The sequence below is a fragment of the Microvirga antarctica genome (assembly GCF_017921815.1).
In the GTDB taxonomy this organism is placed as follows: Bacteria; Pseudomonadota; Alphaproteobacteria; order Rhizobiales; family Beijerinckiaceae; genus Microvirga; species Microvirga antarctica.
This window is the reverse complement of the sequence record NZ_JAGEMM010000003.1, coordinates 272,137-297,711: the sequence shown is the minus strand read 5'-3', so window position 1 is coordinate 297,711 and position 25,575 is coordinate 272,137. Positions and strand designations below refer to the sequence as shown.

The following is a 25,575-nucleotide window of genomic DNA, read 5'->3' as shown; positions in this document are numbered from 1 at the left end:
CCCGTGTTACGGAAACCCCGGAAGATCGACCGTTATCAATCGCGCTGGCAGGGGCAAACTGAACAGCCGGGCGTGATCACCAGAACCCGACACTGAAGGACGGCCAAGGCTTTGGCCATGGCTTAACGACAGACGGTTGCCACGCGAACGGTGGGCGACGAGGCCCGTTCGGCGAACATGGGCTTGCATCCCGTGGGATTGCAAAACCAGCGAGGGTCGTAGACCAGAATGAGACCAGGACAGAACAGGCGCATGCGCGGTCGTAGCCGTAACAACAACAACGGCGGCGGCAACAAGGGGCCCAATCCCCTGACGCGCAGCTACGAATCCAATGGCCCGGATGTCAAAATCCGCGGGACAGCGCAGCACATCGCCGAGAAATACAGCCAGTTGGCCCGCGACTGCCAGACCAGCGGCGATCCGGTGGCGGCGGAAAACTATTACCAGCACGCCGAGCATTACATCCGCATCATCGCTGCCGCCCAGGAAGCCTTGCGCGAGCAATATGGCTATCAGCCACGCTCCGACGACGATGGCGACGACGACGGCTTCGGCAATGGCGATCGCCAGGGCTACGGCGACGAGATGGACCCGGCGTCCCAGCCCCAGCCCTTCGAGCCCCGCAATGGGGAGGGCGAGCGTCGCCCGCGTTTCGACCGCCAGGATCGTCCCGAGCGCCAGGATCGTCCCGAGCGCAGTGACCGTAACGACCGCCCCGAGCGAAATGACCGCCAGGACCGGCCGGACAACCGACCCGTCGAGCGCACCGACCGGCCAGAGCGCCGCGACCGCTTTCCGCGGGATCGTGGACCGCGCCCTGAATATGCCCGCGACGAGCAACCCCGCGCCGAGTTCGACCGCAACGACCGGCCGGAGCGGAGCGAGCGCGCCGACCCGGCTCCCCGCGTCGAGCGGACCGAACGGGTCGAGCGGACCGAGCGGGTCGAACGCCCAGAGCGTGCCGAGCGGGCCCCTCGTGGCCGCCCGCCCCGCGCGCGCGTCGAGGCGGAGGGCGCAGACCCCGTCGGCCTGCCGGCCTTCCTGACCAATCCCGTGCGGACACCGATCCTGCCCGGCATCGACGATGCTCCGGCTCCCCTCCCTAAGGCCGTCGACGCCGCCGAAGGCGAGGTTCGTCCCCGTCGCCGCGCCGTACGACGCCCGCGCCTGGCTGAGGGCGAGGCGGTGGCCGACGGCAACGTCAGCGACGGCTCAAACGAGAAGACACCGGCCGAATAGGATTGTCGGCATGGCATCAGGCTGAAGGGGAGAGCTTGGCTCTCCTCTTTTTTTTGGCACGTCAGTCGAGGGCGAGCGCGCCCTGTTCGCGGGCGAGGGTCTCTCCAGCCGCCAGCCGTCCTCCCGCCAAAACCTCCGCATAGATCCCGCAATCGCAGTGCCCATAGGCGGTCATCAGGGCTTTGGGAATGGCAAGATCACGGTCGCCCGTCGTCGGATCGACATTGGTCGCCGCGCACCGCACGATCCGCTTGGTCACCTTCAGGCGAAGGCCTGACGACGTGGCAAGGACCTGGCCCACGAGGTCGAATTCCGCCCACGGGGCGAGACCGTCCACGTGAACATTTCCGCGAAACCGCAGGGGATCGACTGGCGCGCCGATCACCTCGGCCAGTGCCTTGACGCTCGCCAGATTGATGAGGGAGACGAAGCCCCGTCGTGAATCGGTGAACCGGAATCCGGCAGGCGCCGTCAGCACCTTGGGCGGCCCGCGCAGTTCGCCGGGCATGAACCGGCGGAAGAAGGCCTCAATGGCAACGCGTCCCTCTCGCGTCGTGAGATCCCCCCGCGCCCGCTCCGAGCCGCCTTCGCTGATCGAGAGCGTGGACGTCTCGTCGAGATAGCGCGTTCTCAGCCGGGCCAGCGCCTCGTTCCGCATGAGCATCAGAAACTTGATCTTGGGCTGATGTTCGGGCTGGTCTGGATCGAAGCCGGAGAGGCCGTTCTCGATGGCAAAGAGGCGGTCACCCGGGAAATAGTCTCCCCGGTCGAGGATCGCCTGATCGAGACGCTCGGGGGAAAGGCCTTTGACGGGATAGCGGTGGAGGTCGACGATGCGAATGCTCATCGCTCATGGATAGATCGCGCCCCGTCGCCAAACAAGCGCGAGCTACGCGCCCGCGCGCGAGAGGACGTCGGGATCCTCGCCCTCCTCGTCCGCGCTTTTCGCCACGCCGCCCGCCTCGATCCCGGCCTCCTGCGCCCGTCGGCGCCCCGCCTCGGACGTATCCGCGAAGGTCTCGGGTGTCACCGACGGTCCCTCCTCTGGCGGACTTTCGGGGACGGCCATCCCCATTTCGGCATTTCGGGCCAGGTCGGCGCGGGCTTTTTCGGCTTCCGAACGCGGGTCTTTGGACATCATCGCGGCTCCCGGTGAGATGCGCGCCGTCATGGCGCTGGACATCGGTCAATGCCAGGGCGGAAGCTGCGGTTCCGCCCCTTGTTGTGGCTCATGCGCAACACCATTTTCCTGTCAGCGGATGCTTCGAACGAAGGTCCGATCTCACATGGCCCATTGTGCCTCCAAGAGGGCAATCGGCGCCGAACAGGGGTGAATTGATGAATTTCGAGAAATACACAGAGCGCGCCCGCGGCTTCGTTCAGGCGGCGCAGAACCTCGCCATGCGGGAAGGCCATCCGCAATTGTCCCCGGGGCATCTCCTGAAGGTGCTGCTCGACGATCCCGAAGGCCTGTGCGCCGGCCTTGTGGAGCGCGCTGGCGGCCGGCCGCCTGCCGCACGGGCGGCGGTCGAGCAATGGCTTGCCAAGCAGCCCAAGGTCTCCGGATCGGCCGCCCAGCCGCAGGCGACGCGCGACCTCATGCGCTTTTTCGATACGGTCGAAAAGATGGCCGACAAGGCGGGCGACTCCTATGTCACTGTCGAGCGCATGCTGCTGGCGCTTGCCACCGACAAGGATTCCGAGGCCGGCACGATTCTGGCCGAAGCGGGCGTGACCCCCCAGGGTCTCAACAACGCCATCAACGAGATCCGCAAGGGTCGCACGGCCGATTCCGCAACGTCGGAAAACGCCTATGACGCCCTGAAGAAATACACCCGCGACCTCACCGAGGCGGCCCGCGAGGGCAAGCTCGATCCGGTCATCGGCCGTGACGAGGAAATCCGGCGGACCATCCAGGTTCTGTCCCGGCGCACCAAGAACAATCCGGTGTTGATCGGTGAGCCCGGCGTCGGCAAGACCGCCATCATCGAGGGGCTCGCCCTGCGAATCGTCAACGAGGACGTGCCCGAGAGCCTGAAGGACAAGCAGTTGCTGGCCCTCGACATGGGCTCCCTCATCGCCGGCGCGAAATATCGCGGCGAATTCGAAGAGCGGCTCAAGAGCGTGCTGGAGGAAGTGACGTCCGCTGCGGGCGGCATCATCCTGTTCATCGACGAGATGCATACCCTTGTCGGGGCCGGAAAGTCCGAGGGGGCGATGGATGCCTCGAACCTGCTCAAGCCTGCCCTGGCGCGCGGGGAGTTGCATTGCGTCGGCGCGACCACGCTTGAGGAGTACCGCAAGCATGTGGAGAAGGATGCGGCGCTGGCCCGCCGGTTCCAGCCCGTTTTCGTGGCCGAACCTACGGTGGAAGACACCGTGTCGATCCTGCGCGGCCTGAAGGAGAAGTACGAGCAGCATCACGGCGTCCGGATCACCGACAGCGCGATCGTTGCGGCCGCGACCCTGTCCAACCGCTACATCACCGACCGCTTCCTGCCCGACAAGGCGATCGACCTGATCGACGAATCGGCAGCCCGCCTGCGCATGCAGGTGGATTCCAAGCCCGAGGAACTCGACACCATCGACCGCGAGATCGTGCGTCACAAGATCGAAGCCGAAGCCCTGAAGAAGGAGACCGATACCGCCTCCAAGGACAGATTGCAGCGCCTTGAAAAGGAACTCGCGGATCTCGAGGAGCAATCGGCTGCCATCACGATGCGCTGGCGCGCCGAAAAGGAGAAACTCGGCCGGGCCGCCGACCTGAAGAAGCAGCTCGAGGAAGCCCGCAACGAACTGGCCTCCGCCCAGCGGCAGGGCCTCTACCAGCGCGCGGGAGAGCTCGCCTACGGGGCCATTCCGGAACTCGAGAAGGAACTGGCCGAGACCGAGGCCGCCGAGAATGCGGGCGGGATCATGGAAGAGGCAGTCACTGCCGACCATATCGCCCAGGTGGTCTCCCGCTGGACCGGCGTCCCGGTCGAGCGGATGCTCGAGGGCGAGCGCGAGAAGCTTCTCAACATGGAGAAGGAACTGGCCAAGCGCGTCATCGGCCAGCGCGAGGCTGTGCACGCGGTGGCAACCGCTGTCCGGCGTGCGCGGGCCGGCCTGCAGGACCCCAACCGTCCCATGGGCTCGTTCATGTTCCTCGGCCCGACAGGCGTCGGCAAGACGGAGCTGACCAAGGCTCTGGCGGGCTTCCTGTTCGATGACGAGAGCGCGATGGTGCGTCTCGACATGTCCGAATACATGGAGAAGCACTCGGTCTCGCGTCTCATCGGCGCCCCTCCGGGTTACGTGGGCTACGAGGAAGGCGGCGCGTTGACGGAGGCAGTCCGGCGCAGGCCGTACCAGGTGGTGCTGTTCGACGAAATCGAGAAGGCGCATCCGGACGTGTTCAACGTCCTGCTGCAGGTCCTCGACGACGGACGTCTGACAGACGGCCAGGGCCGGACGGTGGATTTCCGCAACACGTTGATCATCATGACGTCAAATCTCGGGTCCGAATACCTCGTCTCGCAGAAGGAGAACGAGGATACGGATGCGGTGCGCGGCGAAGTGATGAGCGTGGTGCGCTCGCACTTCCGTCCGGAATTCCTCAACCGCGTCGACGAGATCATTCTCTTCCACCGGTTGAAGCGGTCGGAGATGGGCGCGATCGTCGATATCCAGATCGGCCGCCTGCAGAAGCTCCTCGACGAGCGCAAGCTCGTCATGGATCTTGAGCCGGAAGCCCGCGAATGGCTCGCCGAGAAGGGCTACGATCCGGCCTACGGCGCCCGTCCGCTGAAGCGCGTGATCCAGAAATACGTGCAGGATCCGCTGGCGGAGCTGATTCTCGCCGGCGAGATCAAGGACGGCGAGACCGTCACCGTCCGGACGGGCCCTACCGGCCTCATGATCGGCGATGTGCCGGCCGGAGGCAGTGCGGAGGGGCCGCCCGAAGGCGTGCGCCTCAACTAAGGCGCGCGAAAAAGGCAATCATATTCAATGGCCGGGCTCGTCCCGGCCATTGTCGTTTGCCCGGGAGATTGAGGAACCGCCTCTCTCGAGAACACGTTGCCCTCCTGTCACCAACAGGAAAGGAATCAGACATGGCTCAGGATAAACGAGGCCAGATCCCCGAACCCCAGATCGAGGACGGTCTCGATGAACTGACGAATGTCGGTGTTGGCGAAGATGGTCTGGCAGAGTCGACCACGCGCAACAGTGTCGGCGATGCGAAGCGGGCTGCCGCGAAAGCCACCGGCCTGATGGGCGCATCGCGAAAACTCGACCCGGATCTCGATATCCGTCATGCGGATGGCGGCCGGGTGAAGAGCGGGTCAGGCGCAGGCATTCACAGTTTCTCCGAGGTGCCGGCCGACGACAGCGCAGAGCCCGTGAGCCTGACGCTGTCGAACGAGGAGGTGGCGGCTATTCGTCCGACCACAGTTCTCAAGAGCCCGGCGCTGAGGCCGGAATTCACCCAGAACGACCCGAAGCCCATGGTCATGAAGGGCGGTGCTGAAAGCCGGCGCCGCGTTCCCGCACCGGGCACCATGGTGGACGTGCCGAAGGGCAAACTTCTGCGCGGGAAGGCCTGATATTTCACCAGAACGGTCACTGCTTGTGGCACGAACATGGCCGGGACCCACCCGGCCATGCGGCGTTTCAAGGGCGATCCGCCATCCCGGCGTCGTCACGGGTGACATCGACGGCACGTTCGGGTTTAGTCGCCCCTCAGCCCCAAGGGCGCACGACCAAGGAGGACAGTGCCATGGATAGAAGAACCGTACTCAAGGGCGCAGGACTTGCCGCCGCAGCGGGCGTCGCCTCCCCGGCGATCGCGCAATCGGCCCCCGAGATCAGATGGCGGATGGCCTCGAGCTACCCCAAAAGCCTCGACACCTTGTTCGGCGCAGGCGCGCAGGTGGCCAAGCGGGTGGCAGAGGCCACCGATAACAAGTTCCAGATTCAGGTCTTTGCGGCGGGCGAGATCGTCCAGGGCCTGCAGGTCATGGACGCGGTCCAGAGCGGCACCGTGGAATGCGGCTACACCCTGTCGAGCTACTATATCGGCAAGGACCCGACCTTCATGTTCGAAACCTCGGTGCCGTGGGGTCTGAACGTGCGCCAGCACAATGCCTGGATGCAGTTCGGCGGCGGACTTCCGCTCGTTCGGGAGTTCATGAAGGACTACAACATCATCAGCTTTCCGGCGGGCCAGACGGGCGCGCAGATGGGCGGCTGGTTCCGCAAGGAGATCAACTCGGTCGATGATCTCAAGGGCCTGAAATTCCGCATCGCCGGCATGGGCGGTCAGATCATGCAGCGCCTCGGCGTAGTGCCGCAGGTGCTCGCCGGCGGCGACATCTACCCGGCCCTCGAGCGCGGCACCCTCGATGCGGTCGAGTTTTCAGGGCCGTATGACGACGAGAAACTGGGTTTCGTGAAGGTCGCCAAATACTACTATTACCCGGGCTTCTGGGAAGGGTCGGCACAGCCGTCGCTCTTTGTGAATCTCGAGAAGTGGAACGCGCTTCCGGCGCATTACAAGGCCATCGTCGAGCTGGCCTGCGCCGAAGCCAACGCCACCTGCGTGATGAAATACGATGCCGAGAACGCTGACGCGGTCCGTCGTCTCGTCGGACAGGGCGCCCAGTTGCGCGCCTTTCCCAAGGATGTGCTGGACGCCAGCCACAAGGAGGCCTTCAAGCTCTACGGCGAGATCGCGGCCGGCAACGAGAAGTTCAAGAAGATGTACGAGTCCTGGAACGCGTTCCGCGAAAAGGAATACACCTGGTTCCGCATCGCCGAGCTGCCATTCGACTATTATAATTACACCCAGCAGGGCCAGCCGCGCTGACGCGTGAGGGCCGGCGTGCCACGGTGCGCCGGCCGCGTCGGGCGATCCACAATCCCAGCGCGGCGTTGACCAAGGCAAAAGGGGGCTCGACCCTCGATCATGGAGAATCAGCATGAGCGATCAGAAGAAGATTCTCGACGCCGAAAATGTCGAGCAGGCCAAGGACGACAAGAAGCTTCCGGAGAACTCGAAGGAGAGTCTCGACCGCAAGCTCGACGAAGCCGAGGAAGAAAGCTTTCCGGCGAGCGATCCGGTGTCGGTCAAGATCACCAAATAGGCGGCGTGGCGCCCGCGCGTCTTTCAAGAACCCCGGTGAAAGCCGGGGTTTTTCGTCATGGGCGACTGGCCACGGCAACGCCGATGGCGGCACAGCCCATGCCGACGACCTGGATCAGACTGAGCGTTTCGCCGAACAGAAGATAGGCCATGACGGCGGCAACCGGCGGCACCAGGTAGAGGAGCGTCGCCACTCCCGTCACGGCTCCGTGGCGGATGAGATAGAGCAACAGACCGATGGCGCCGATGGACAGGCCCAGCACCGCCCAGGCGAGCGCGCCGATGAGCGGCCAGGACATGTCCATGTGGGCGTTCTCGGTCAACAGGACCATCGGCGCGGTCACGGCGGCAGCGCCCATATACTGGATCGTTGCGTTGACGCGCATGTCGAGGGCGCCGGCGGTGCGTTTCTGCCAGATGGTGCCCAGGGTGATCGACAGCATGGCGAGGATCGCCGCGAGGAGCGCTGCCGGCGGCGCGCCGTCGCCCAGCTTCGGCAGGATCACCAGCACCGCCCCGAGAAAGCCGAGCCCGATTCCCAGCCACCGCCGCGGAGACACCCGTTCGCCGAGCAGCGGCAGGGCGAGAAGTCCGGTGACGAGCGGCTGGAGACCCGCCACGAGAGCCGTGATTCCCGCAGGCAGGCCATGCTTGACCGCCCAGAACACCCCGCCGAGATAAAATCCGTGCAGCAGAACCCCCGCCACCAGCGCATTGCGCCAGCTGCGCGCATCACGGGGAAACGGCACCCGGGCGGCGGCGACGAGCCCGACCAGCACGACAATGGCCAAGGCGTAGCGGGCGAGCAGGAAGGTCAGGGGCTCGGCATGCGGGGCGACCGTGCGAGCAACGATGAATCCGGTCGCCCAGATCACCACGAAAAGAGGAGGCGCGAGGCGTGCAAGCAGCGACGGTGTCATGGTCTTCCGATCCGGCCCAGGGCAGGATCTGGCCGTAACAGACTTTCGTTCAAAAGGTCCGCATTTGATGCGTCCTTAACCTCATGTCATGAAGATCCACCTATATTCGACAGATCGGCGATGTCCGGCCTTGCCGGAGGCCCGTCCTCGCGCCAAGTCCGGCAGCCCGGGAGATGTCCGATTGACCCGCCGCCTGCGCCTGTTGTTTGAAGTTTTCTGGATCGCGATCAATCGCTTCCTCGTGCACGACGCGTGGGCGATCGCGAGCCACATCGCCCTGTCGGTCCTGACCTCCCTGTTTCCGTTCCTCATCCTGATGACGGCGCTGGCGAGCCTGTTCGGGGCCGGGTCCCTCACCGACGAGGCGACCGGCATCATTCTGGAGGCGTGGCCGCGCGAAGTGGCCCAGCCCATCGCCGACGAGATTCACAAGATCCTCACCGGACGGCGCAGCGACATCCTCACCTTCGGTCTGGTGCTGGCGCTGTATTTCTCGTCCAGCGCCGTGGAAGCCCTGCGGGTCGGTCTGAACCGCGCCTATGACGTTAAGGAAATGCGGCCCTGGTGGGTGACGCGCCTCGAATCCATCGCCTTCGTCATCGGCGGCGCGTTCGTGATGCTGGTGCTGGCGTTTTTCGTGGTGCTCGGCCCCTTTGTCTGGCGGGTCGTTCTGCACTGGCTGCCGGCGCTTCAGTTTCTCGACGGCCTGATCGATTTCCTGCGGATCGGGGTTGCCACTGTCGTGATCGTGGCGGGGTTGATGATCGCCTACAAATTCGTGCCCTCAGGCCGCCGTCGCTGGCGGTCCATCCTGCCCGGCGTCGCCACGACCCTGTTCCTGTGGCTTCTCGGCGGCCTGGGATTTGGCTGGTATCTGGAATTCTATCCCGGCGCCTATGCGTCCACCTATGGGGGCCTTGCGACCGCCATGGTGGCGCTGGTGTTTCTCTATACCCTCGGGGCGATCTTCCTGTTCGGTGGCGAGCTCAACGGCACCATCATGGTGGCCCGCCGCGCCCGCCCGCTGGTCGAGCCAGCGCCGGACCAGATCGACGAGCCGGTCGTCCTGCCGCCGATATAAACCGCGGACGCGTCCGGCGTCACCCGACGATGCGATATTTCACGAAACCCTCGGGCGCGTCGCCCATCTTTTCGATGGTGATGCCCGCCGGCTGATAAGCCGACGCGTTGGGACCGGTGAGGAATGTCGCCGTGACATTCGATGGCGGTGTTGCGAGCGACCAGGAGCCGTCTGGTTTCGGGGCCACTTCCTTGCGCTCGATGATGTACCGCATGATCGCGTCACGGGTGAGATCGGGCGCATCGAGGACGATGGTGGTGCCGTCCGCACCGGGGAAATTGCCGCCGCCACCGGCGCGGTAATTGTTCGTCGCGACGATGAAAACCTGATCGTCAGCGACCGGCTTGCCGTTATAGGACAGGTCCTTGATGCGATGCGCGTCGGCATTGATGAGCTTGCCATCATTGTCGTAGCGGGAGGCCTGGGTCGGGTCGATCTTGTAATGGACCCCGGCGATGACGTCGAAATTGTAGGCCGGGAATTTCGCGTTGATGATGTCCTGCTCGCCGCCCTTGGCCACATCGATCTGGTTGTAGATCCCGGCCGAGCGCTCGAGCCATTCGCGCACCTGGGCGCCGGTCACTTTCACCGCGCGGATGGTGTTGGGATAGATGTAGATGTCGGCCATGTCCTTGATGGCGAGCGGCCCCACCTTGATCTCGGTGAAGTAGTTCGGCCCGCCGCGCCCGCCGGCCTTGAAGGGGGCGGCCGCCGAAAGCAGCGGCAGGTCCTTGAAGGGCGTGGTCTTCAGCAGGTCGGCCACATACCAGGCCTGCGCCTCGGCCACGAGTTTGACGGACGCGTCGTCGGCCACGAGCGAATAATAGGAATGGATCGGCACCGCCGTGGAGCCGACGGGCTCGCGGACATATTTGAGCGTCGCGTCGTGATCGGCCTGCACGGCCGCCACCACCAGCGCGTCCGATCCGACCTTGGCCACGACCTTGCGATCGACTCGCTCGTAGATGGGCCGCAACTCGGTCTTGAAGGCCGCCACCTTCCAGCCGGCCGAACCCTTGGTGAGGTCGAGATCGATGATCCCCAGGTGGCTGCCCCAGAACCCGGCCATGACGGCGGGCTTGCCGTGCAGGGTGCCTGCTTTCCCATCGACACCCGGGATGTTGTCGAATTCCTTGCCGCCGGGGAAGGTGAAATGCTGGTGGCCGGTCAGGATCACGTCGATCCCGTCGACCTTGGCCAGATGCAGCGCGGCGTTCTCTTCGCCGCCCTTGCGCTCGCCCCCGGCAATGCCCGAATGGCACAGCGCCACGACGATATCGGCGCCGGCTTTCTTCACGTCGGGGACATGCTTCTGCGCCGCCTCGACGATGTCCACCGTGGTCGCCTTGCCGTCGAGATGGGCCTTGTCCCACTGGACGATTTGCGGCGGCACGAAGCCGATGACGCCGATCTTGATCGGGTGCCTGGCGCCTGATTCATCGACCACCTCGCGCTCGAAAATGAGCCAGGGCCGGCGCAGAGGCTCACCATTGGCCTTGATGACGTTGGCGCAGACCAGCGGGAATTTCGCGCCGCCCAGCGAGTTCTGCAGGAAGTCGAGGCCGTAATTGAACTCGTGATTGCCGAGCGTACCGCAATCGTAATTCAGGGTGTTCATGGCCGCGACCATGGGATGGACGTCGCCGGGCTTCATGCCGCGCCGGTAGGCGACGAAATCGCCGAGCGGCGAGCCCTGGATCAGGTCGCCGTTGTCGAACAGCAGAGTGTTCTTCGCCTCCGCGCGGGCCGCGGTGACGAGTGTCGCGGTGCGCGCGAGGCCAACGGTCTCGTCGGCGGCATCGCGGTAATAATCATACGGCAGAATATTCACATGGAGGTCGGTGGTTTCCAGCACCCGCAGCTTGACCACCGGATCGGCGGCCCAGCCGGCACGCGGCATCGCCGTCAGCGCGGCGGCCGCAACACTTGTCTGGAGAACACGGCGGCGGGTGATGGTCGACGTCATGGGACGATCCCTCGTATGAAACAGCGTTCGCATAACAGAGATCATCGGACGAATGATGACAAGGGCCAATTGCGCCGGCCGGACCTTCCGCCTAGGACGCCCCCAGCGCCTCGTCGAGATCCCGGAAGAGATCCTCCACATCCTCGATGCCGGTCGACAGCCGGAGAAGATCGGGCGGGCACGGGGTGCCCGGCCCTTCGATAGAGGCGCGGTGTTCGATCAGGCTCTCGACACCCCCGAGGGACGTCGCGCGTTTCCACAGCCGGACGCCGGCAGCCGTGCGAATGGCCGCGGCCTCGCCCTCCGACACCTGGACGGACAGCATGTAGCCGAAGCCGTTCTCCATCTGGCGGGCCGCGACGTCGTGGCCGGGATGCTGCGGCAGGCCGGGATAAAGAACCCGGGCGATCCTAGGATGCGCGGCAAGCCGCTGGGCGAGCGCCATCGCACTTTTGGCCTGGGCGGCCTGGCGCAGATGAAGGGTGCGCAGACCGCGGATCAGCAGGAATGCCTCGAAGGGCCCGAGAATGGCGCCTTGGCCTTTTCGGTTGGTGACGATCTGCGCCCAGAAATCATCCGCCCTGGCGCCGGCCAGAACGCCCGCCACCACATCCGAATGGCCGTTCAGCACCTTGGTGGCCGCATGCATGACGATGTCGGCCCCCAGCGTCAGGGGCCGTGTGTGATAGGGCGACGCGGTGGTCGAATCGACTGCCAGACGGGCGCCGGCCGCGTGGGCGATTTGAGCTGCACCCGCTATGTCGGTGATGGTCCAGAGCGGATTTGAGGGCGTTTCCACCCAGACGAGCTTGGTCTGACCGGGGACGACCGCCGTCTTGAGGGTGTCGAGATCGTCCGTCTCGACGAAGTCGATGCGCAGGCCCCAGCGGGTCGCCTCGGTGAGCAGCCAGTGGCGGAGCGCCCAGTACATGACCTTGGACGCCACCACATGGTCGCCCGGCGAGAGGGCCTGGAAGACTGCCGTCGCGGCCGCCATTCCGGACGAGAACAGGAGCGCGCCGGCCTCCGCCTCCTCCAGCATCGCCAGCACGGCCTCGGCCTCGCGGATGGTGGCGTTGTCCGGCCGCCCGTAGACGAAGCCGGACGAGTAGCCGTTATCTGCGTCGCGAATGTAGGTGGTGGCGACGTGAATCGGCATCACCACCGCTTTGGTGACAGGATCCACGTGACCGAGCGCCTGCGCGGTGAGACTGCGCTTCGACCATTGCGGACGCGATGACGGCATGGGAACCTCCAAGGGGGGGGGCGGGTTGCGGACGTGAACCGGCCCACCCCTTACAGGGAATCAGACGATCATGCATCCAAGTCCCAGCGCGTTCTCCGGCACGCCCACGCCGCCCTTCCGGCGCTTCCTCATCGCGGTGATCCCGGTTGCGGCAGCAAGCGTCCTCGGCAGCCTGGCAACGCTGCCGAATATCCCGACCTGGTACGCCGGGCTGGTCAAGCCGGGGTTCACGCCGCCGAACTGGCTGTTCGGCCCGGTCTGGACCCTGCTCTATGCAATGATGGCCTATGCCCTGTGGCGCATTTTGTCCCTGCCCGCCGGACAGCCGGGACGGACGGCCGCGGTGACGACGTTTTTTGTTCAGCTCGCCCTGAACGCCTTGTGGTCCTGGGCTTTTTTCGGCGCGCATAGCCCGCTTGCCGGACTCATCGTCATTCTGGCCATGATTGTGGCCATCATCGCGACGATTCGCGCCTTCTGGCCGCTCGACCGGGCAGCCGCGTGGCTGCTGGTCCCCTATCTCACGTGGGTCAGTTACGCGACGGCGCTCAACGCTGCGGTGTGGCGGCTCAACTGAGCCTCAGGTCTGGTCGAACAGGTCGGGACCGCTGTCCAGATGATCGACCACGCCCACGAAAGGCAACTGGCGGTAGGAATGGGACACATCCATGCCATAGCCAACCACGAACACGTCAGGGCATTTGAAGCCGACGAATTCGGCATCGATGGAGACCGCGCGCTTGCCGGGTTTCTCAAGCAGGACGGTGGTCAGCACGCGGCGCGCACCCCGTGCCATCAGCAGGTCCTTGGCGAAGGTCACGGTCCGGCCTGATTCGAGGATATCGTCCACCAGCAGCACGTCGCGGCCGCGCACATCGCTCTCGACATCGCGCAGGATCGCCACCTGCCCGGACGACACCGTGCCGTCGAGATAGCTCGACAGGTGCACGAACTCCACCTGCGGCTCCAGACCGACCCGATACAGGGCGCGGATGAGATCGGCCGCATACATGAAACTGCCCTTTAGGATCGCCACGACGAGCAGGTTCTTGGGCTCGGCAGCCGCGATCTCGTGAGCCAGTTCCTCGATGCGGCTGGCGATGGTCTTTTCGTCGAAGAGTACCCGAATGCGGGGAGAGGCCGTCATGGTCGATCCGTCCAGACACAGGGGCCGCAACAGCTTCGGCCCGGGGAATTGCTCTCATTCACGACCATGGCGCGCGGGCGAAGTCAAACGACATCCGCAATGCTCCCTCAAAGTCCGCAACCTGCCGATGTGAGCGGTTCATCCGGCGGCCAAGATCCGCTAGCATGGGCCGAACCACCCTGACGCCGGTCTTGAAAGCGCATCTTGCATTGACCGGATTGTTAAGGTGGAAAGGCCATACCTTGGCGAATCGCCTCACCGGCGGCGCAGCGGCGCCGTCCCTTTCAACCCTGCAAAGGATGGCTCGACAGCGCGTGAGAGCGTACTACGACATGGACGAGGACGAGGGCCCCCCGGTCGTGCAGCTGGAGAATGTCGGCGTGCGCTACGGCATGGGCCCCGAGGTTCTGCGCGATCTCACGGTGTCGATCGAGCCCAATTCCTTCCAGTTCCTCACGGGGCCATCGGGAGCCGGCAAGACGACGCTCTTGCGGCTGATCCTGATGTCGGTGCGGCCGACCCGCGGGCTCGTCTCACTGTTCGGCCAGGACGTCTCCAACATCTCCAAGGACAACCTCACCGGCCTGCGCCGCCGCATGGGCGTGGTGTTCCAGGATTTTCGCCTGCTCGATCATCTCACCACCTATGAGAACGTCGCTCTCCCCTTGCGCGTGCAGGGCAAGGAAGAGGCGAGCTACAGGGCGGAAGTGGTGGAGCTGCTGCGCTGGGTCGGCCTCGGCGACCGCATGCATGTGCTCCCGCCCGTCCTATCCGGCGGCGAGAAGCAGCGCGCCGCCATTGCGCGCGCGCTCATCGTGCGGCCCGACCTGCTGCTGGCCGACGAACCGACCGGCAACGTCGATCCCTCGCTTGCCAAGCGCCTCCTGCGCCTGTTCATCGAACTCAACCGGCTCGGGACCTCGGTGGTCATCGCGACCCATGATTTCGGCCTGATGGACCAGCTCGACGTCCGCCGCCTCGTTCTTGGCGACGGCCGGCTGCATATCGACGAATGAGCCGGATGGTCAAAAAACGCGTGGCGCCCAAGGCGAAACCGGCAGAAGCCGCAGGCGCCAAGCGCGCCCTGCCGACATCCCTGCGGCGCAACGCGCCCCTCGTGCCGGTCGATTCGGCCGGCGGACAGGCTCTCGCGGCGGTTATCGCCATCCTGACATTCCTCGCAGCCCTCTGCGCCGGCGGCGCGGAACTCGTCGCCACCAGCTCGGCCCAGTGGCGGTCCGATATCGCCCGGGAAGTCACCATCCAGGTCAGGCCCAACGCGCAGCGCTCCATCGACGCGGATGTGGAGCGGGCCGTCTCGCTTGCGCGCCAGACCACCGGCGTCGAGAGCGCCCTGCCCTTCAGCAAGCAGGAATCCGAGCGCCTGCTCGAACCCTGGCTCGGAACGGGGCTCGATTTCAACGACCTGCCGGTCCCGCGCCTGATCGTCATCAAGCTCGCGCAGGAGGTTCGGCCGGATTTCACGAAGCTCCGGCAATCGCTCAAGGATCAGGTTCCCGGCGCGACGCTGGACGACCACGCCCTCTGGGTGTCGCGCCTGTCCACCATGGCCAACACGATCATCGCCGTCGGCGTGGTTCTGGTGGGACTGGTCCTGGTCGCAGCCGGCCTTGCCGTCACCTTCGCGACCCGGGGCGCCATGGCGGGCAACCGGGAGGTTGTCGATGTGCTGCATTTCGTCGGCGCCAACGACGACTTCATCGCCAGGGAATTTCAGCGGCGCTTCTTCAAGCTCGGCCTCAAGGGCAGCGCCGCCGGAGCGGGTGTCGCCATGGTGCTCACCACGATCCTGGGGATTGTCTCTCAATCCTGGCGAGCGAGCCCGACCGGCGACCAGATCGAGGCCCTGTTCGGATCCTTCAGCATCTCATGGCGGGGATACGGCGTCGTTGTTTTGATCGCGCTGGTGGTCGCCCTGGTGACGGGAATCGTCTCCCGGTTGACAGTGAGACGGTTTCTTAACGGTAATGGTTGACGATGCCGGCCATGACAAGCTTGCCTCGCCATTGCCTCATTCTGCAGTATTGTCCAACGTGATGACCTCGCAAGCGCAGCATATGGCGGCTTTTGGCGCCACAGACAGCAAAGAGGCCGTGGGTTGGGGCTGGACGTTGCCCGGATCGCCTTCTCTTCCCTCGAGGCGATCGATGATCCGACACATGGCGACCTGCGGTTTCTACGGCTTCATGACGTCGGTGATCGTTGGTTTTCTGGGCTTTCTGGTATTCGTCTACAGCCTCGACCGGTTTGAGCAGAAGCCCGAGACGCGGGCTGACGGCATTGTGGCCATGACCGGTGGCGCGCAGCGCATCGGGGATGCGATCGACCTTCTGGCGCAGGGCTATGCCAAGCGTCTGCTGATTTCCGGCGTCAACGAAAAAACCAGCCGCGAAGAGATTTCCCGCCTCAATCCGGGTCAGCGCCGCCTCTTCGATTGCTGCGTGGATCTCGATTACCGCGCGCGCAACACCATCGGCAACGCCATCGAGACCCGCCGCTGGGCCGAACGCAACCATTTCGCCGCGCTCATCGTCGTGACGTCGAACTACCACATGCCGCGCACCCTCGTGGAACTCGACCACGCACTGCCGAACCTGCAGAAGATCCCCTATCCGGTCGCGGCCACCATCGATCCGCACGAATGGTGGAGCAATGCCGGCACGGCCAAAGTGCTGTTCTCCGAATACGTGAAGTTCGTCGCGGTCTGGCTGCGCACCCGGTTCGAGACCGATCCGGAGCGGTCCAAGGTTGCCAAGATCCTCGGCAAGCCGGTTCATTACGCCGCGGTCGAACCCCACTGAGCCGCCGAAAAGCGGTGGCCACCGGCCGGTGGAATGCTAGAGTGACGTCACGCGGGGCATGAAGCCCCGCTTTTTTTGTCGAGACCCATGCTGATCCTGCGCTCGCTTCTTTTCAACATCGCGTTCTATGCCAACCTTGTCTTCTGGATGATCGTCCTGCTGCCGGCATTGGCAATGCCGCGGCGGTTTTTCATCCGGGGTGCGAAATACTGGGCGTGGTCGTCCATGTGGTTCATGCGGGTGATCGCCGGCACCAAGGTCGAGTTTCGCGGTCTCGAGCGCATTCCCGCCGGCGGCCTTCTGGTGGCCGCCAAGCACCAATCCGCGTGGGAGACGTTTGCGCTGCTGACCCTGTTTGCCGACCCGGCGTTCATTCTGAAGCGGGAGCTGATGTGGATCCCGTTTTTCGGCTGGTACACCTGGAAGGGCGGGTCCGTTCCGGTCGACCGCAAGGGCGGCGCGCAGGCCTTGATGAAAATGATGGCCCGCGCCAAGGTGGAAATCCAGAATGGCCGCCAGATCCTCATCTTCCCTGAAGGAACCCGCCGACCCGCCGGCGCTCCGCCTGTCTACAAGGTCGGCGTCGGCCATCTGTACCAGGCCCTCGGGGCGCCGTGCCTCCCCATCGCGCTCAATTCCGGCCTGTTCTGGTCGCGTCGGAAATTCCTTCGTCATCCCGGCACCATCGTGGTCGAGATCCTCGAACCCATCGCCCCGGGATTGCCGCGCGGGGTCTTCTTCCAGCAGATGCAGCAGCAGATCGAGACCGCCTCCGACCGGCTGCTCGCGGAAGGACGCCTCGAACTCGGTCACGCGGACGCCAAGCCCTGAGGCGGTCCCTCATTGCGAGATGACGCCGGGCGTGGTTCGGGCTTGACGGAACGGTCGGTGATTCTTACCTTGGAACAAATGACGAACAAACGAATCGTGTCTTGGTCCATGGCGATGCGGGATTTCCGCAACGAACGAACGCGGAGGGCTGGCGTGCGGGAGGAGCGGTTGCGGGCCACGGTGGGTCTTCGGTCGGCCCCGGCGCTCAGCGCGTGGCGGGGGCGCTCGGGACGGCGCTACATCGTCGGTGTGCACGCCCTCGTGGCAGCCGAGGTCATGGATGTGACCGACGCGGTGATCATCGCGGTGAGACGCGATGCGGCCGGCGCCGCCAGTGTGATCGCCACCGCCACGGTCGGCCCCCTGTTCGGCGAGGAAGCGCGCGCCGCCTGGCTTTCCCGTGTCCAACATCTGGGCGCAACCGAGATGCATGTGCATCGTCTCGCCTATGATGAGCCCGAACGCCGCGCCCTCATGGACGACCTCATTCAGGACGAGACACGTCAGGCTTGCTGAAAAACCCACCCGGTTAGGGCGCCGTGGCGATCGCCTCGGTAACCTGGCGCAGCAGGGGGTCAACCACCCCCATGCCGAGCAGGTGCTCGTAGGTGGAGCGCACATAGTCGGGGTTCTCGCCGGAGATGCCGCGGCCGCCACGGACGATCTGCACGACATCCTCGAAGGCAAGCCGCCCCGCATATTGCGGATGCTTGCGGTCGGCCACGTAGGCGAGAGCCGGAACCGTTCGGCCATCCGGCAAGCGCACCGGCAGGTGGCGTTCGAGGTACACGGCCGTCGCCTGCTCTCTTTCTCGCAGATACCGGATCGTCGCCTCAACTTCGCCATCCGGGACCCGGAAAGCCACGCCATGGCAGCGGCCGCCACGGTCGAGTCCCAGCACGAGCCCCGGCCGTTCCGGCGTCCCGCGATGAACATGCGATCGAATGCACAAAGCGCGATGATAGCCGAACAGATGGGCATGACTCTGCTCGACAAACGGGAAGCCAGGCCGCCACATGAGCGAGCCGTAACCGAAGACCCATAGATCGCCGCTCGGCTCCATCATGCCTTCCGACCTGCCTCGTCCTTGCCTGGATCGGGCGCTAGCAGTTACGAACTGACGACACAACAGGAGATTCTGGATGGAAGACGTCGCAGCGGCCGGAGAACGCCGCCACAGCCGGTTCTGGCTCTACACGCCTTTCGTCCTGCTGTTCTTGCTCGCCATCGCCTGGAGCATCGCGTGGTTCGTGGTCCGGAACCGGGCCACGGCATCCCTCGATACCTGGCTTGCCTCCGAGGCCCGCGGCGGCCGGGAATGGACCTGCGCCGACCGGGAGGTTGGCGGCTATCCGTTCCGGATCATGCTCACCTGCGGAGCCCTGACCCTGAAACAGGGTCCGGTGACGGCCTCGCTCGGCCGGGTCACTTCCGTGTCCCAGGTCTATCAGCCCGCCTTCGTGATCACCCAGATCGACGGACCGTTGCAGGTCTCAGACGGCCAGGCGACCCTCGAGGGATCCTGGGACCTGCTGCAGAGCAGCATCCACGCCTCCTCGCGCGGACTTCAGCGCTTTTCGCTGATCGCGGACGCCCCCCGGTTTACCCTGACGGGACTGGGCGCCGACCCCGTGGTGAGCAACAGCCGCCACCTCGAACTCCACGTCAGACCAAGCCCCTCGCGAAGTGCCGAAAAGGCGTTCGATGCAGCCATCTCCCTGAAGGAAGCTCAGATTCCCGCGCTCGACCGGCTGGTGGGCGGAGCAGAACCGGCCGATTTCACCCTCGACGCCACGGTGACGCAGGCGGAAGGCATTCGCGGCCGGCCTGTGGCGCAGGAACTCGAGCGCTGGCGCAGCGCCGGCGGCCTGCTCGATGTGGTGATGCTGTCCATCGCCAAGGGCCCTCGGCGGGCAGAGGCCAAGGGCGCGTTCGCGCTGGACGAGCGCCATCTGCCTACGGGCCAGTTCACCGTGTCGGCGGCGGGCCTCGATGGGCTCATCGGCAACCTGACGGGCGGGCGCATTGGCGGCTCCCTGCTCGGCGCCCTGTTCGGTCAATCACCCCGCGGGGGCGCCCAGGCGGCGCAGCCGGCCCTCGTCCCGCTGCCGCCACTGCGGCTCGAAAACGGCAAGCTCGCCATGGGGCCGTTCGTCGTCCCGGGAATCCGCCTGCAGCCGCTCTACTGACCGTCGCGGCGGCGGCCGAAATCGGGCTCTGGCGTTTCCTGACCTTCGGAGATGATGCCGCGCCGGATCGCGCGGGTCCGCGTGAACAGGTCGTGCAGCTTGTCGCCCTCGCCCCACCGGATGGCGCGGGCGAGCAGCGCGATGTCCTCGTTGAGGCGTCCCAGCATCTCCAGGACCGCCTCCTTGTTGTGCAGGAAGACATCCCGCCACATGGTCGGGTCGGAGGCTGCAATCCGGGTGAAATCGCGAAACCCGCCGGCCGAAAACTTGATCACCTCGGACTGCGTCACTGTCTCGAGATCGGCCGCCGTGCCGACGATGTTGTAGGCAATGAGATGCGGCACATGGCTGGTGATCGCCAGCACCAGATCGTGGTGCTGGGCGGTCATGACCTCGACGTCCGACCCGAGCGCCGACCAGAAAGCCCGCATCCGCTCCACGGCGTCCTCATCGGTCCCCTCCGGCGGCGTCAGGATGCACCAGCGCTTGAGGAAGAGCGTCGCGAAACCCGCATCGGGACCCGAGTATTCCGTACCGGCAACCGGATGGGCCGGAACGAAGGCGACGCCTTCCGGAAGGTGGGGCTGGACCTGGGCAATCACAGAGGCTTTCACCGATCCGACATCGGACACGATGGCGCCCGGTTTCAGGCTGCCCTTCATGGCCTCGGCCACCGCCGCGCAGGCGCCGACGGGGACGCACAGAACGACCAGGTCGGCATCCCGCACACCCTCTGCCACATCGGTCGTCGCCCTGTCGGCGATGCCCAGTGCGGTCACCCGCGCCACGGTCGCCGGGTCCTGGTCGATGGCCACGATCGTGCCGGCGAGATGGCGGTGCTGACACGCCCTCGCAATCGAGGAGCCGATCAGGCCGAGCCCGATCAGCGCCACGCGGCCGAAAAGCGGCGTCTCCAGCGGTGGGCCGAGACGGTCGCTCATTTCGCGCCCGCGAGAAAATCGCGCAGCGCCGCGACGACGAGGCGATTGGCCTCCTCCTCGCCGATGGTCATGCGCAGCGCATCCGACAGGCCATAGGCGTCGACCCGGCGCAGGATCAGCCCGCGGGCCGACAGGAAAGCGTCGGCATCCTTGGCGGTCTTGCCCGCATCCTTGGGGAAATGAATGAGGATGAAATTGCCGACACTCGGCGTGACCTTGAGGCCCAAAGCTTCGATCTCGCCGGTCACCCAGGCCAGCCATTTCTCGTTGTGCACGATGGCGTTCGTCACATGGGCGTCGTCCTGGATCGCCGCAATGCCGGCCGCGATGGCAAGGCCGTTGACGTTGAACGGTCCCCGCACGCGGTTGACCGCATCAATCACATGCGCCGGACCGACCATCCAGCCGAGGCGGACATTGGCGAGGCCGTAGATCTTCGAGAAAGTGCGCGTCATCACCACATTGTCGGTGGTGGCCACCAGTTCGAGACCCGCCTCGTAATCGTTGCGCCGGACATACTCCGCATAGGCCGCATCGAGAACCAGCAGCACGTTCGACGGCAGGCCCGCATGGAGGCGCTTGACCTCGTCGAACGGCAGGTAGGTGCCGGTCGGATTGTTGGGATTGGCCAGGAACACGATCCTGGTCCTGGGCGTGACTTTCGCCAGCAACGTATCCACATCGGCCGTGTGGTTCGTCTCGGGCGCGACCACGGGGACGCCACCGGCGGCCAGAATGGCGATGCGATAGACGAGAAAGCCGTGCTCGGAAAAGAGACCTTCGTCGCCCGGCCCCACATACGTGCTGGTGATCAGCGAAAGCAGCTCGTCGGACCCCGATCCGCACAGGATGCGGGCCGGATCCAGGCCATATTTGGCACCGATTGCTTCCCGCAGGCGGAGCGCCGAGCCGTCGGGATAGAGTTCGAGATGGTCGAAGACCTGGATCGCCGCAATCGCCAGGGGCGACGGGCCGAGCGGCGTCTCGTTCGAGGACAGCTTGTGGATTTTCGCGACGCCCGCTGCGGCCGCACTCTTGCCGGGAACATAGGCGTCAATCTGGAGGACGCCGGGACGGGGTTCGGGACGTGCGGACATGGAAAATTCCTGGAAATCGTCTGTTGCTCAGTGCCTCTAGCGCAGGTCGCGGTCTATTTCACGCGGAAACGTTCGGCGTGCCCCCCGACCTCGACCAACTCGTCGAGGCTTGCCCCCGCGTCCATGAGAGCGCCCCGGAGGGCCTTCGCGTCAATGGTGCCCGGAATGGCGATCAGTTCGGACAAGCCGCTCGCATCGGCAGCGCTTGCCACCACCTCGCCGCCGAGCCGCACGAGGGTCTCGCCCGCCCCCCGATGCCAGCGCTCGAACTGCGCGGCGTAGAGCACCACGTCGCGAACGGCCGCATCGGCCAGGGGCTTGGAGATGACAAAAACCGGCGTCCCGGCCGGATGGCCCGGCCGTTCGATGAAGGGGAGCCTGGCGATGATCTTCGGGCTGTCGGGCTCGGTGAGGATGCGCCACCACGCCCCGCTCGACGCGCCTTGATCGAGCCGGAAGACGCCGAGATCGCCGCGCGAGGTCGCCACCGCCTCGATCACCGCCGCAGCACTTGGGTGCGTCAGTAACGGCACCGTGAAGCCGAAATGGAACCGCGCCGAATCACGCATCGGGGCATCGCCGCCGGAAATGTCGGCGTGCACCGCATAGGGCGCCTGGACATAGGTGAAGGTGGCGATGATGACCCGCCAGATGCCTTCCGCCGTATCGAGAGGAAGAAGCCCCTCGTGGCGTTCGGCCAGCGCCCGCATCATCGAGGCTTCGCGCCCCGGACGGAAGGCTGATCCGGAATCCCCGGTTTTCTTCACGGCGATCAACCGGTCGATGATGCGCCCGCGCTCCATGAGGAGGCGGTGCATCGATTCATCGATGCGATCGATCTCCTGGCGCAATGCGGCGAGCGCGGGAGCGGGGACGGTGACGGGCGTCTCGGATGACATGGGCGACATTCCTCACGGGCGCGTTCTTTTCGCAGTCTCGACAGGGCCTGCCAAGCCTTCATTGCGACGGCCCGGCGGCCCGCCGTGGGACCTCATGCGCGTTGACGGGCCGGCCGGTCCGCACTACCGCTGTTCGAAAGACCGAACACGTCCGTCGGATCAGATGTCCTACAGCCCATTGCCTCTTGAGCCGAGAAACCAGATCGACGCTCCGTCGAGCCCTGTGGCGCGCTTCGGACCCGACGCGCCGCTGGTGATGGATGCGGGGATCGCGCTGGCGCCGTGGCAGATCGCCTACCAGACCTATGGCACGCTCAATGCCGACAAATCGAACGCGGTGCTCGTCTGCCACGCGCTCACCGGCGATCAGCATGTGGCCAATGTGAGCCCTGTGACGGGCAAGCCCGGCTGGTGGAGCACCATGGTGGGTCCGGGACGGCCGGTGGATACCGACCGATTCTTCGTCATCTGCTCGAACGTTATTGGCGGCTGTTCCGGCTCGACCGGACCCGCAAGCCTCGACCCCGCCACGGGACGCCCGCACAACCTCAATTTCCCCGTCCTGACCATCCGCGACATGGTGCGGGCGCAGGCGGCCCTCATCGACCGGCTGGGCATCGCGAGCCTGTTCTGCGTGCTCGGCGGTTCCATGGGCGGCATGCAGGTGCTGCAATGGGCCGCGACCTATCCGGAACGGGTTTTCTCGGCGCTCCCCATCGCGACGGCCGCCCGGCACTCGGCCCAGAACATCGCGTTTCACGAGGTCGGACGACAGGCGATCATGGCCGATCCGGACTGGCGCGGCGGCAGATATCTCGACGAGGGCACAAGGCCGTCGAAGGGGCTCGGCGTCGCGCGCATGGGGGCGCACATCACCTATCTGTCGGAACTGGCCCTGCACCGGAAATTCGGCCGCAACTATCAGGACCGCTCGGCCCCCACCTTCTCGTTCGACGCGGATTTCCAGATCGAGAGCTACCTGCGGTATCAGGGCCTCTCCTTCGTCGAGCGCTTCGACGCCAACTCCTATCTGTATGTGACCCGCGCGATGGATTACTTCGATCTGGCGGCCGATCATGGCGATCATCTGGCGCGGGCGTTCAAGGGCTCGCCGACGCGCTTCTGCGTCATCTCGTTCACGTCCGACTGGCTGTTTCCAACCTCCGATTCCCGCGCCATCGTCCACGCGCTGAACGCGGCGGCCGCCTCCGTGGGTTTCGTCGAGGTCGAGAGCGACAAGGGACACGACGCGTTCCTGCTCGAAGAGCCCGAAATGTTCGCGGCCGCCCGGGGGTTCATCGACGCGGCTGCCCGCGCGCGAGGCTTGACGTGACGGAGATGCATGCCGTCGACACCGCGACCGCCCGGCTCGATTTTCTGCTGCTCGCCGACATGGTGGCGCCGGGCTCAAAGGTGCTGGATATCGGCTGCGGCGACGGCACCCTGCTGTCCCTCCTGCGCGACCGGAAAGGTGTCGACGGACGCGGCATCGAGATCTCGCGCGAGGGCGTCAATGCGTGCCTCGCCAAGGGCCTGCCCGTCATCCAGGGCGACGCCGACACGGACCTTGCGGATTATCCCGACGACGCCTTCGACTACGTCATCCTGTCCCAGACGATCCAGGCGACACGGCAGCCGAAAATCGTCTTGGAACATCTGCTGCGCATCGGCCGGCGGGCCATCGTGTCGTTTCCGAATTTCGGCCACTGGCGCGTGCGCCTCGACCTGCTCGTGAACGGACGCATGCCGGTGACCGACAACATGCCGTATTCCTGGCACGACACGCCCAACATCCATTTCTGCACGATCCGTGATTTCCTCACCCTGTGCACGGAAGTCGGCGCGCAGATGGAGCGGGCAGCGGCCCTCGATGCCGGCGGCAAACCGGTGCGCATGATGTTGCCGTGGTGGGCCTGGAACATGCTGGGCGAGCAGGCGGTGTTCCTGCTGAAGCGCCGCTGACCCTATCGGCTCTCGTCGGAGAGCGGGTGAAGATCGCGCACCATGCTTTTCAGCCGCTCGTCGAGCACATGGGTGTAGATCTGGGTCGTCGAGATGTCGGAATGGCCCAGCAATTCCTGCACGATCCGCAGGTCCGCGCCGTTCTGCAGCAAGTGGCTGGCGAAGGCGTGGCGCAGCACATGCGGGCTGACCGTATCGGAGCGCAGACCAGCTGCCGCAGCCACATCCTTGAGATCCCGCGCGAAGGCTTGGCGGGTGAGATGCCCACTGGCGCTGTCGGCGGGAAACAGCCAGGGCCCGGTGGCCTTCTTGTCCTGCTCGAGAAGCGCCAGATATTCCCGCGCGCGCTCCCGCGCGGCTTCCGTCAACGGCACCAGCCGCTCCTTGGCGCCTTTGCCCCGCACCACCAGGAAGCGCTCGCGGGTTCTCGCCGCACTGCGCGGAAGCGCCACCAGTTCCGACACCCGAAGGCCGGTCGCATAGAGGAGTTCGAGCAGGCACACCATGCGAGCGGCGCGCAGATGCTCTCCGGGTGATTGCGGGGTGACTGTCATCGCCGCCTGGGCGGTCTGGAGCAGGCGGTCGACCTGATCGACTGACAGAACCTTCGGCAAGACCCGTCCGCGTTTCGGGGCGGACACGGCCGCCGTCGGGTCTTGCGGCGCGTAGCCTTCCACATAGAGAAACTTGTGGAATTGCCGCACCGCCGACAGCCGCCGTGCGGCCGAGGAGGCTTTCAGGCCACGCTCCTCCAGCCCGGCCATGAACCCGCGCAACGCCGCCGCGTCCGCGGTGTCGGGAGTCGAGCGGATTTCCGCAAGGTAATGCAGGTAATCCTCGAGATCGCGCCGGTAGGCATCGAGCGTATTCTTCGAGGCGCCACGCTCGGCCGCCAGCATATCCATGAAAAGACCGGCATGGCGCGCGCCCGTCATGGTCGTTGCCCGCTCATCGGCTCGGTGGGGATGGCAGGCGCTGGCTGGGGATCGGGACGCTGATCTCGCGCGGCGTCGGGTTCACCATCGTGGCAAGATAAAAGACCGCCCCGAAGCCGAGGCCCGCCAGGATCAGAACAACGAACAGAAACCGGAACAGAGTCGGCACGGGCGCC

27 protein-coding genes are annotated in these 25,575 nt (G+C 65.4%); 15 read left to right on the top strand and 12 right to left on the bottom strand.

What is annotated here, in order from left to right:
* Positions 1-252: 252 nt before the first annotated feature.
* Positions 253-1,239 (top strand): DUF4167 domain-containing protein, encoded by a 987-nt coding sequence (locus J4G32_RS12525; protein ID WP_210493525.1) that lies wholly within the window; start codon positions 253-255, stop codon positions 1,237-1,239.
* A 61-nt stretch (positions 1,240-1,300) separates the two neighbouring features.
* Here J4G32_RS12525 and J4G32_RS12520 read toward each other — a convergent pair whose 3' ends face one another.
* Together J4G32_RS12520 and J4G32_RS12515 are read right to left on the bottom strand one after the other, a co-directional pair.
* On the bottom strand, positions 1,301-2,086 hold the full coding sequence (locus tag J4G32_RS12520) for an MOSC domain-containing protein (protein WP_210493521.1): 786 nt from the start codon (positions 2,084-2,086) through the stop codon (positions 1,301-1,303).
* Positions 2,087-2,128: 42 nt separating this feature from the next.
* A complete protein-coding gene (locus tag J4G32_RS12515) occupies positions 2,129-2,377 on the bottom strand; it encodes a hypothetical protein (RefSeq protein ID WP_210493518.1) in 249 nt (82 codons plus the stop codon).
* 200 nt (positions 2,378-2,577) lie between these two features.
* Here J4G32_RS12515 and clpB point away from each other — a divergent pair, with 200 nt between their 5' ends.
* The 4 genes from clpB (at position 2,578) to J4G32_RS12495 (ending at position 7,364) form a co-directional block, all read left to right on the top strand.
* A complete protein-coding gene (gene clpB, locus J4G32_RS12510; protein ID WP_210493514.1) occupies positions 2,578-5,202 on the top strand; it encodes an ATP-dependent chaperone ClpB in 2,625 nt (874 codons plus the stop codon).
* Between the two features lie 131 nt (positions 5,203-5,333).
* Positions 5,334-5,825: a hypothetical protein gene (locus J4G32_RS12505; RefSeq protein WP_210493508.1), complete on the top strand. Its 492-nt coding sequence runs from the start codon at positions 5,334-5,336 to the stop codon at positions 5,823-5,825.
* Between the two features lie 173 nt (positions 5,826-5,998).
* Positions 5,999-7,087 carry a TRAP transporter substrate-binding protein gene (locus J4G32_RS12500; protein ID WP_210493502.1) on the top strand — a complete coding sequence of 363 codons (1,089 nt, stop codon included), beginning with the start codon at positions 5,999-6,001 and terminating at the stop codon, positions 7,085-7,087.
* A gap of 112 nt (positions 7,088-7,199) precedes the next feature.
* Positions 7,200-7,364, top strand: a complete 165-nt coding sequence (locus J4G32_RS12495) for a hypothetical protein (RefSeq protein ID WP_210493497.1) — start codon at positions 7,200-7,202, stop codon at positions 7,362-7,364.
* A 55-nt stretch (positions 7,365-7,419) separates the two neighbouring features.
* On the opposite strand, the gene J4G32_RS12490 is transcribed toward J4G32_RS12495, so the two are convergent.
* Positions 7,420-8,283: a DMT family transporter gene (locus J4G32_RS12490; RefSeq protein WP_210493494.1), complete on the bottom strand. Its 864-nt coding sequence runs from the start codon at positions 8,281-8,283 to the stop codon at positions 7,420-7,422.
* A gap of 181 nt (positions 8,284-8,464) precedes the next feature.
* Here J4G32_RS12490 and J4G32_RS12485 point away from each other — a divergent pair, with 181 nt between their 5' ends.
* A complete protein-coding gene (locus tag J4G32_RS12485; protein ID WP_246505020.1) occupies positions 8,465-9,364 on the top strand; it encodes a YihY/virulence factor BrkB family protein in 900 nt (299 codons plus the stop codon).
* A gap of 19 nt (positions 9,365-9,383) precedes the next feature.
* Here the strand turns inward: J4G32_RS12485 and J4G32_RS12480 are convergent, their stop codons facing one another.
* Positions 9,384-11,330: a bifunctional 2',3'-cyclic-nucleotide 2'-phosphodiesterase/3'-nucleotidase gene (locus J4G32_RS12480; RefSeq protein WP_210493483.1), complete on the bottom strand. Its 1,947-nt coding sequence runs from the start codon at positions 11,328-11,330 to the stop codon at positions 9,384-9,386.
* 91 nt (positions 11,331-11,421) lie between these two features.
* Positions 11,422-12,576, bottom strand: a complete 1,155-nt coding sequence (locus tag J4G32_RS12475; RefSeq protein WP_210493479.1) for a trans-sulfuration enzyme family protein — start codon at positions 12,574-12,576, stop codon at positions 11,422-11,424.
* Between the two features lie 70 nt (positions 12,577-12,646).
* On the opposite strand from J4G32_RS12475, the gene J4G32_RS12470 reads away from it, so the two are divergent.
* The gene (locus J4G32_RS12470; protein ID WP_210493474.1) at positions 12,647-13,153 is read left to right on the top strand and encodes a TspO/MBR family protein; all 507 of its coding nucleotides are present in this window, start codon (positions 12,647-12,649) and stop codon (positions 13,151-13,153) included.
* A 3-nt stretch (positions 13,154-13,156) separates the two neighbouring features.
* Here the strand turns inward: J4G32_RS12470 and hpt are convergent, their stop codons facing one another.
* Positions 13,157-13,723: a hypoxanthine phosphoribosyltransferase gene (hpt, locus tag J4G32_RS12465; RefSeq protein WP_210493467.1), complete on the bottom strand. Its 567-nt coding sequence runs from the start codon at positions 13,721-13,723 to the stop codon at positions 13,157-13,159.
* A gap of 332 nt (positions 13,724-14,055) precedes the next feature.
* Between hpt and ftsE the strand changes: the two genes are divergently transcribed.
* From ftsE to J4G32_RS12440, 5 genes are all read left to right on the top strand, one after another.
* Positions 14,056-14,739, top strand: coding sequence for a cell division ATP-binding protein FtsE (ftsE, locus tag J4G32_RS12460; RefSeq protein WP_210494289.1), 684 nt, complete (start codon positions 14,056-14,058; stop codon positions 14,737-14,739).
* A gap of 5 nt (positions 14,740-14,744) precedes the next feature.
* Positions 14,745-15,719: a cell division protein FtsX gene (locus J4G32_RS12455; protein WP_210493462.1), complete on the top strand. Its 975-nt coding sequence runs from the start codon at positions 14,745-14,747 to the stop codon at positions 15,717-15,719.
* Between the two features lie 184 nt (positions 15,720-15,903).
* The gene (locus J4G32_RS12450) at positions 15,904-16,545 is read left to right on the top strand and encodes a YdcF family protein (protein ID WP_246505019.1); all 642 of its coding nucleotides are present in this window, start codon (positions 15,904-15,906) and stop codon (positions 16,543-16,545) included.
* Positions 16,546-16,632: 87 nt separating this feature from the next.
* Positions 16,633-17,376, top strand: coding sequence for a lysophospholipid acyltransferase family protein (locus tag J4G32_RS12445; protein ID WP_210493458.1), 744 nt, complete (start codon positions 16,633-16,635; stop codon positions 17,374-17,376).
* Positions 17,377-17,454: 78 nt separating this feature from the next.
* Positions 17,455-17,892 (top strand): hypothetical protein, encoded by a 438-nt coding sequence (locus J4G32_RS12440; RefSeq protein ID WP_210493452.1) that lies wholly within the window; start codon positions 17,455-17,457, stop codon positions 17,890-17,892.
* Positions 17,893-17,905: 13 nt separating this feature from the next.
* Here J4G32_RS12440 and J4G32_RS12435 read toward each other — a convergent pair whose 3' ends face one another.
* Entirely contained in the window at positions 17,906-18,442 is a 537-nt protein-coding gene (locus tag J4G32_RS12435; RefSeq protein WP_210493448.1) for a gamma-glutamylcyclotransferase, read from the bottom strand.
* Positions 18,443-18,518: 76 nt separating this feature from the next.
* Between J4G32_RS12435 and J4G32_RS12430 the strand changes: the two genes are divergently transcribed.
* On the top strand, positions 18,519-19,565 hold the full coding sequence (locus tag J4G32_RS12430) for a DUF2125 domain-containing protein (protein ID WP_210493443.1): 1,047 nt from the start codon (positions 18,519-18,521) through the stop codon (positions 19,563-19,565).
* Here J4G32_RS12430 and J4G32_RS12425 read toward each other — a convergent pair.
* The 3 genes from J4G32_RS12425 to J4G32_RS12415 are packed head-to-tail and all read right to left on the bottom strand — an operon-like array spanning position 19,559 to position 22,502.
* Complete coding sequence (locus J4G32_RS12425; protein ID WP_210493438.1) at positions 19,559-20,506, bottom strand: prephenate/arogenate dehydrogenase family protein; 948 nt, start codon at positions 20,504-20,506, stop codon at positions 19,559-19,561. The genes J4G32_RS12430 and J4G32_RS12425 overlap by 7 nt on opposite strands.
* A complete protein-coding gene (locus J4G32_RS12420) occupies positions 20,503-21,603 on the bottom strand; it encodes a pyridoxal phosphate-dependent aminotransferase (RefSeq protein ID WP_210493431.1) in 1,101 nt (366 codons plus the stop codon). Before J4G32_RS12420 ends, J4G32_RS12425 begins: the two co-directional genes overlap by 4 nt.
* Before the next feature lie 53 nt (positions 21,604-21,656).
* Positions 21,657-22,502, bottom strand: coding sequence for a chorismate mutase (locus tag J4G32_RS12415; RefSeq protein WP_210493426.1), 846 nt, complete (start codon positions 22,500-22,502; stop codon positions 21,657-21,659).
* Between the two features lie 163 nt (positions 22,503-22,665).
* Here J4G32_RS12415 and metX point away from each other — a divergent pair, with 163 nt between their 5' ends.
* Together metX and metW are read left to right on the top strand one after the other, a co-directional pair.
* On the top strand, positions 22,666-23,835 hold the full coding sequence (gene metX, locus J4G32_RS12410; RefSeq protein ID WP_210493422.1) for a homoserine O-acetyltransferase MetX: 1,170 nt from the start codon (positions 22,666-22,668) through the stop codon (positions 23,833-23,835).
* Positions 23,836-23,840: 5 nt separating this feature from the next.
* Positions 23,841-24,464, top strand: a complete 624-nt coding sequence (metW, locus tag J4G32_RS12405; protein ID WP_210494276.1) for a methionine biosynthesis protein MetW — start codon at positions 23,841-23,843, stop codon at positions 24,462-24,464.
* A 2-nt stretch (positions 24,465-24,466) separates the two neighbouring features.
* Here metW and xerD read toward each other — a convergent pair whose 3' ends face one another.
* Both xerD and J4G32_RS12395 read right to left on the bottom strand, forming a co-directional pair.
* Positions 24,467-25,399 (bottom strand): site-specific tyrosine recombinase XerD, encoded by a 933-nt coding sequence (gene xerD, locus J4G32_RS12400; RefSeq protein ID WP_210493414.1) that lies wholly within the window; start codon positions 25,397-25,399, stop codon positions 24,467-24,469.
* 13 nt (positions 25,400-25,412) lie between these two features.
* Entirely contained in the window at positions 25,413-25,568 is a 156-nt protein-coding gene (locus J4G32_RS12395; RefSeq protein ID WP_210493403.1) for a histidine kinase, read from the bottom strand.
* Positions 25,569-25,575: the final 7 nt, after the last annotated feature.

Excerpts from the sequence above, each read along its gene's own strand:
- J4G32_RS12525 (WP_210493525.1), top strand. The coding sequence starts at position 253 with ATGCGCGGTCGTAGCCGTAACAACAACAACGGCGGCGGCAACAAGGGG.
- J4G32_RS12520 (WP_210493521.1), bottom strand. The coding sequence starts at position 2,086 with ATGAGCATTCGCATCGTCGACCTCCACCGCTATCCCGTCAAAGGCCTT.
- J4G32_RS12515 (WP_210493518.1), bottom strand. The coding sequence starts at position 2,377 with ATGTCCAAAGACCCGCGTTCGGAAGCCGAAAAAGCCCGCGCCGACCTG.
- clpB (WP_210493514.1), top strand. The coding sequence starts at position 2,578 with ATGAATTTCGAGAAATACACAGAGCGCGCCCGCGGCTTCGTTCAGGCG.
- J4G32_RS12505 (WP_210493508.1), top strand. The coding sequence starts at position 5,334 with ATGGCTCAGGATAAACGAGGCCAGATCCCCGAACCCCAGATCGAGGAC.
- J4G32_RS12500 (WP_210493502.1), top strand. The coding sequence starts at position 5,999 with ATGGATAGAAGAACCGTACTCAAGGGCGCAGGACTTGCCGCCGCAGCG.
- J4G32_RS12495 (WP_210493497.1), top strand. The coding sequence starts at position 7,200 with ATGAGCGATCAGAAGAAGATTCTCGACGCCGAAAATGTCGAGCAGGCC.
- J4G32_RS12490 (WP_210493494.1), bottom strand. The coding sequence starts at position 8,283 with ATGACACCGTCGCTGCTTGCACGCCTCGCGCCTCCTCTTTTCGTGGTG.
- J4G32_RS12480 (WP_210493483.1), bottom strand. The coding sequence starts at position 11,330 with ATGACGTCGACCATCACCCGCCGCCGTGTTCTCCAGACAAGTGTTGCG.
- J4G32_RS12475 (WP_210493479.1), bottom strand. The coding sequence starts at position 12,576 with ATGCCGTCATCGCGTCCGCAATGGTCGAAGCGCAGTCTCACCGCGCAG.
- J4G32_RS12470 (WP_210493474.1), top strand. The coding sequence starts at position 12,647 with ATGCATCCAAGTCCCAGCGCGTTCTCCGGCACGCCCACGCCGCCCTTC.
- hpt (WP_210493467.1), bottom strand. The coding sequence starts at position 13,723 with ATGACGGCCTCTCCCCGCATTCGGGTACTCTTCGACGAAAAGACCATC.
- ftsE (WP_210494289.1), top strand. The coding sequence starts at position 14,056 with ATGGACGAGGACGAGGGCCCCCCGGTCGTGCAGCTGGAGAATGTCGGC.
- J4G32_RS12455 (WP_210493462.1), top strand. The coding sequence starts at position 14,745 with ATGGTCAAAAAACGCGTGGCGCCCAAGGCGAAACCGGCAGAAGCCGCA.
- J4G32_RS12450 (WP_246505019.1), top strand. The coding sequence starts at position 15,904 with ATGGCGACCTGCGGTTTCTACGGCTTCATGACGTCGGTGATCGTTGGT.
- J4G32_RS12445 (WP_210493458.1), top strand. The coding sequence starts at position 16,633 with ATGCTGATCCTGCGCTCGCTTCTTTTCAACATCGCGTTCTATGCCAAC.
- J4G32_RS12440 (WP_210493452.1), top strand. The coding sequence starts at position 17,455 with ATGACGAACAAACGAATCGTGTCTTGGTCCATGGCGATGCGGGATTTC.
- J4G32_RS12435 (WP_210493448.1), bottom strand. The coding sequence starts at position 18,442 with ATGATGGAGCCGAGCGGCGATCTATGGGTCTTCGGTTACGGCTCGCTC.
- J4G32_RS12430 (WP_210493443.1), top strand. The coding sequence starts at position 18,519 with ATGGAAGACGTCGCAGCGGCCGGAGAACGCCGCCACAGCCGGTTCTGG.
- J4G32_RS12425 (WP_210493438.1), bottom strand. The coding sequence starts at position 20,506 with ATGAGCGACCGTCTCGGCCCACCGCTGGAGACGCCGCTTTTCGGCCGC.
- J4G32_RS12420 (WP_210493431.1), bottom strand. The coding sequence starts at position 21,603 with ATGTCCGCACGTCCCGAACCCCGTCCCGGCGTCCTCCAGATTGACGCC.
- J4G32_RS12415 (WP_210493426.1), bottom strand. The coding sequence starts at position 22,502 with ATGTCATCCGAGACGCCCGTCACCGTCCCCGCTCCCGCGCTCGCCGCA.
- metX (WP_210493422.1), top strand. The coding sequence starts at position 22,666 with ATGTCCTACAGCCCATTGCCTCTTGAGCCGAGAAACCAGATCGACGCT.
- metW (WP_210494276.1), top strand. The coding sequence starts at position 23,841 with ATGCATGCCGTCGACACCGCGACCGCCCGGCTCGATTTTCTGCTGCTC.
- xerD (WP_210493414.1), bottom strand. The coding sequence starts at position 25,399 with ATGACGGGCGCGCGCCATGCCGGTCTTTTCATGGATATGCTGGCGGCC.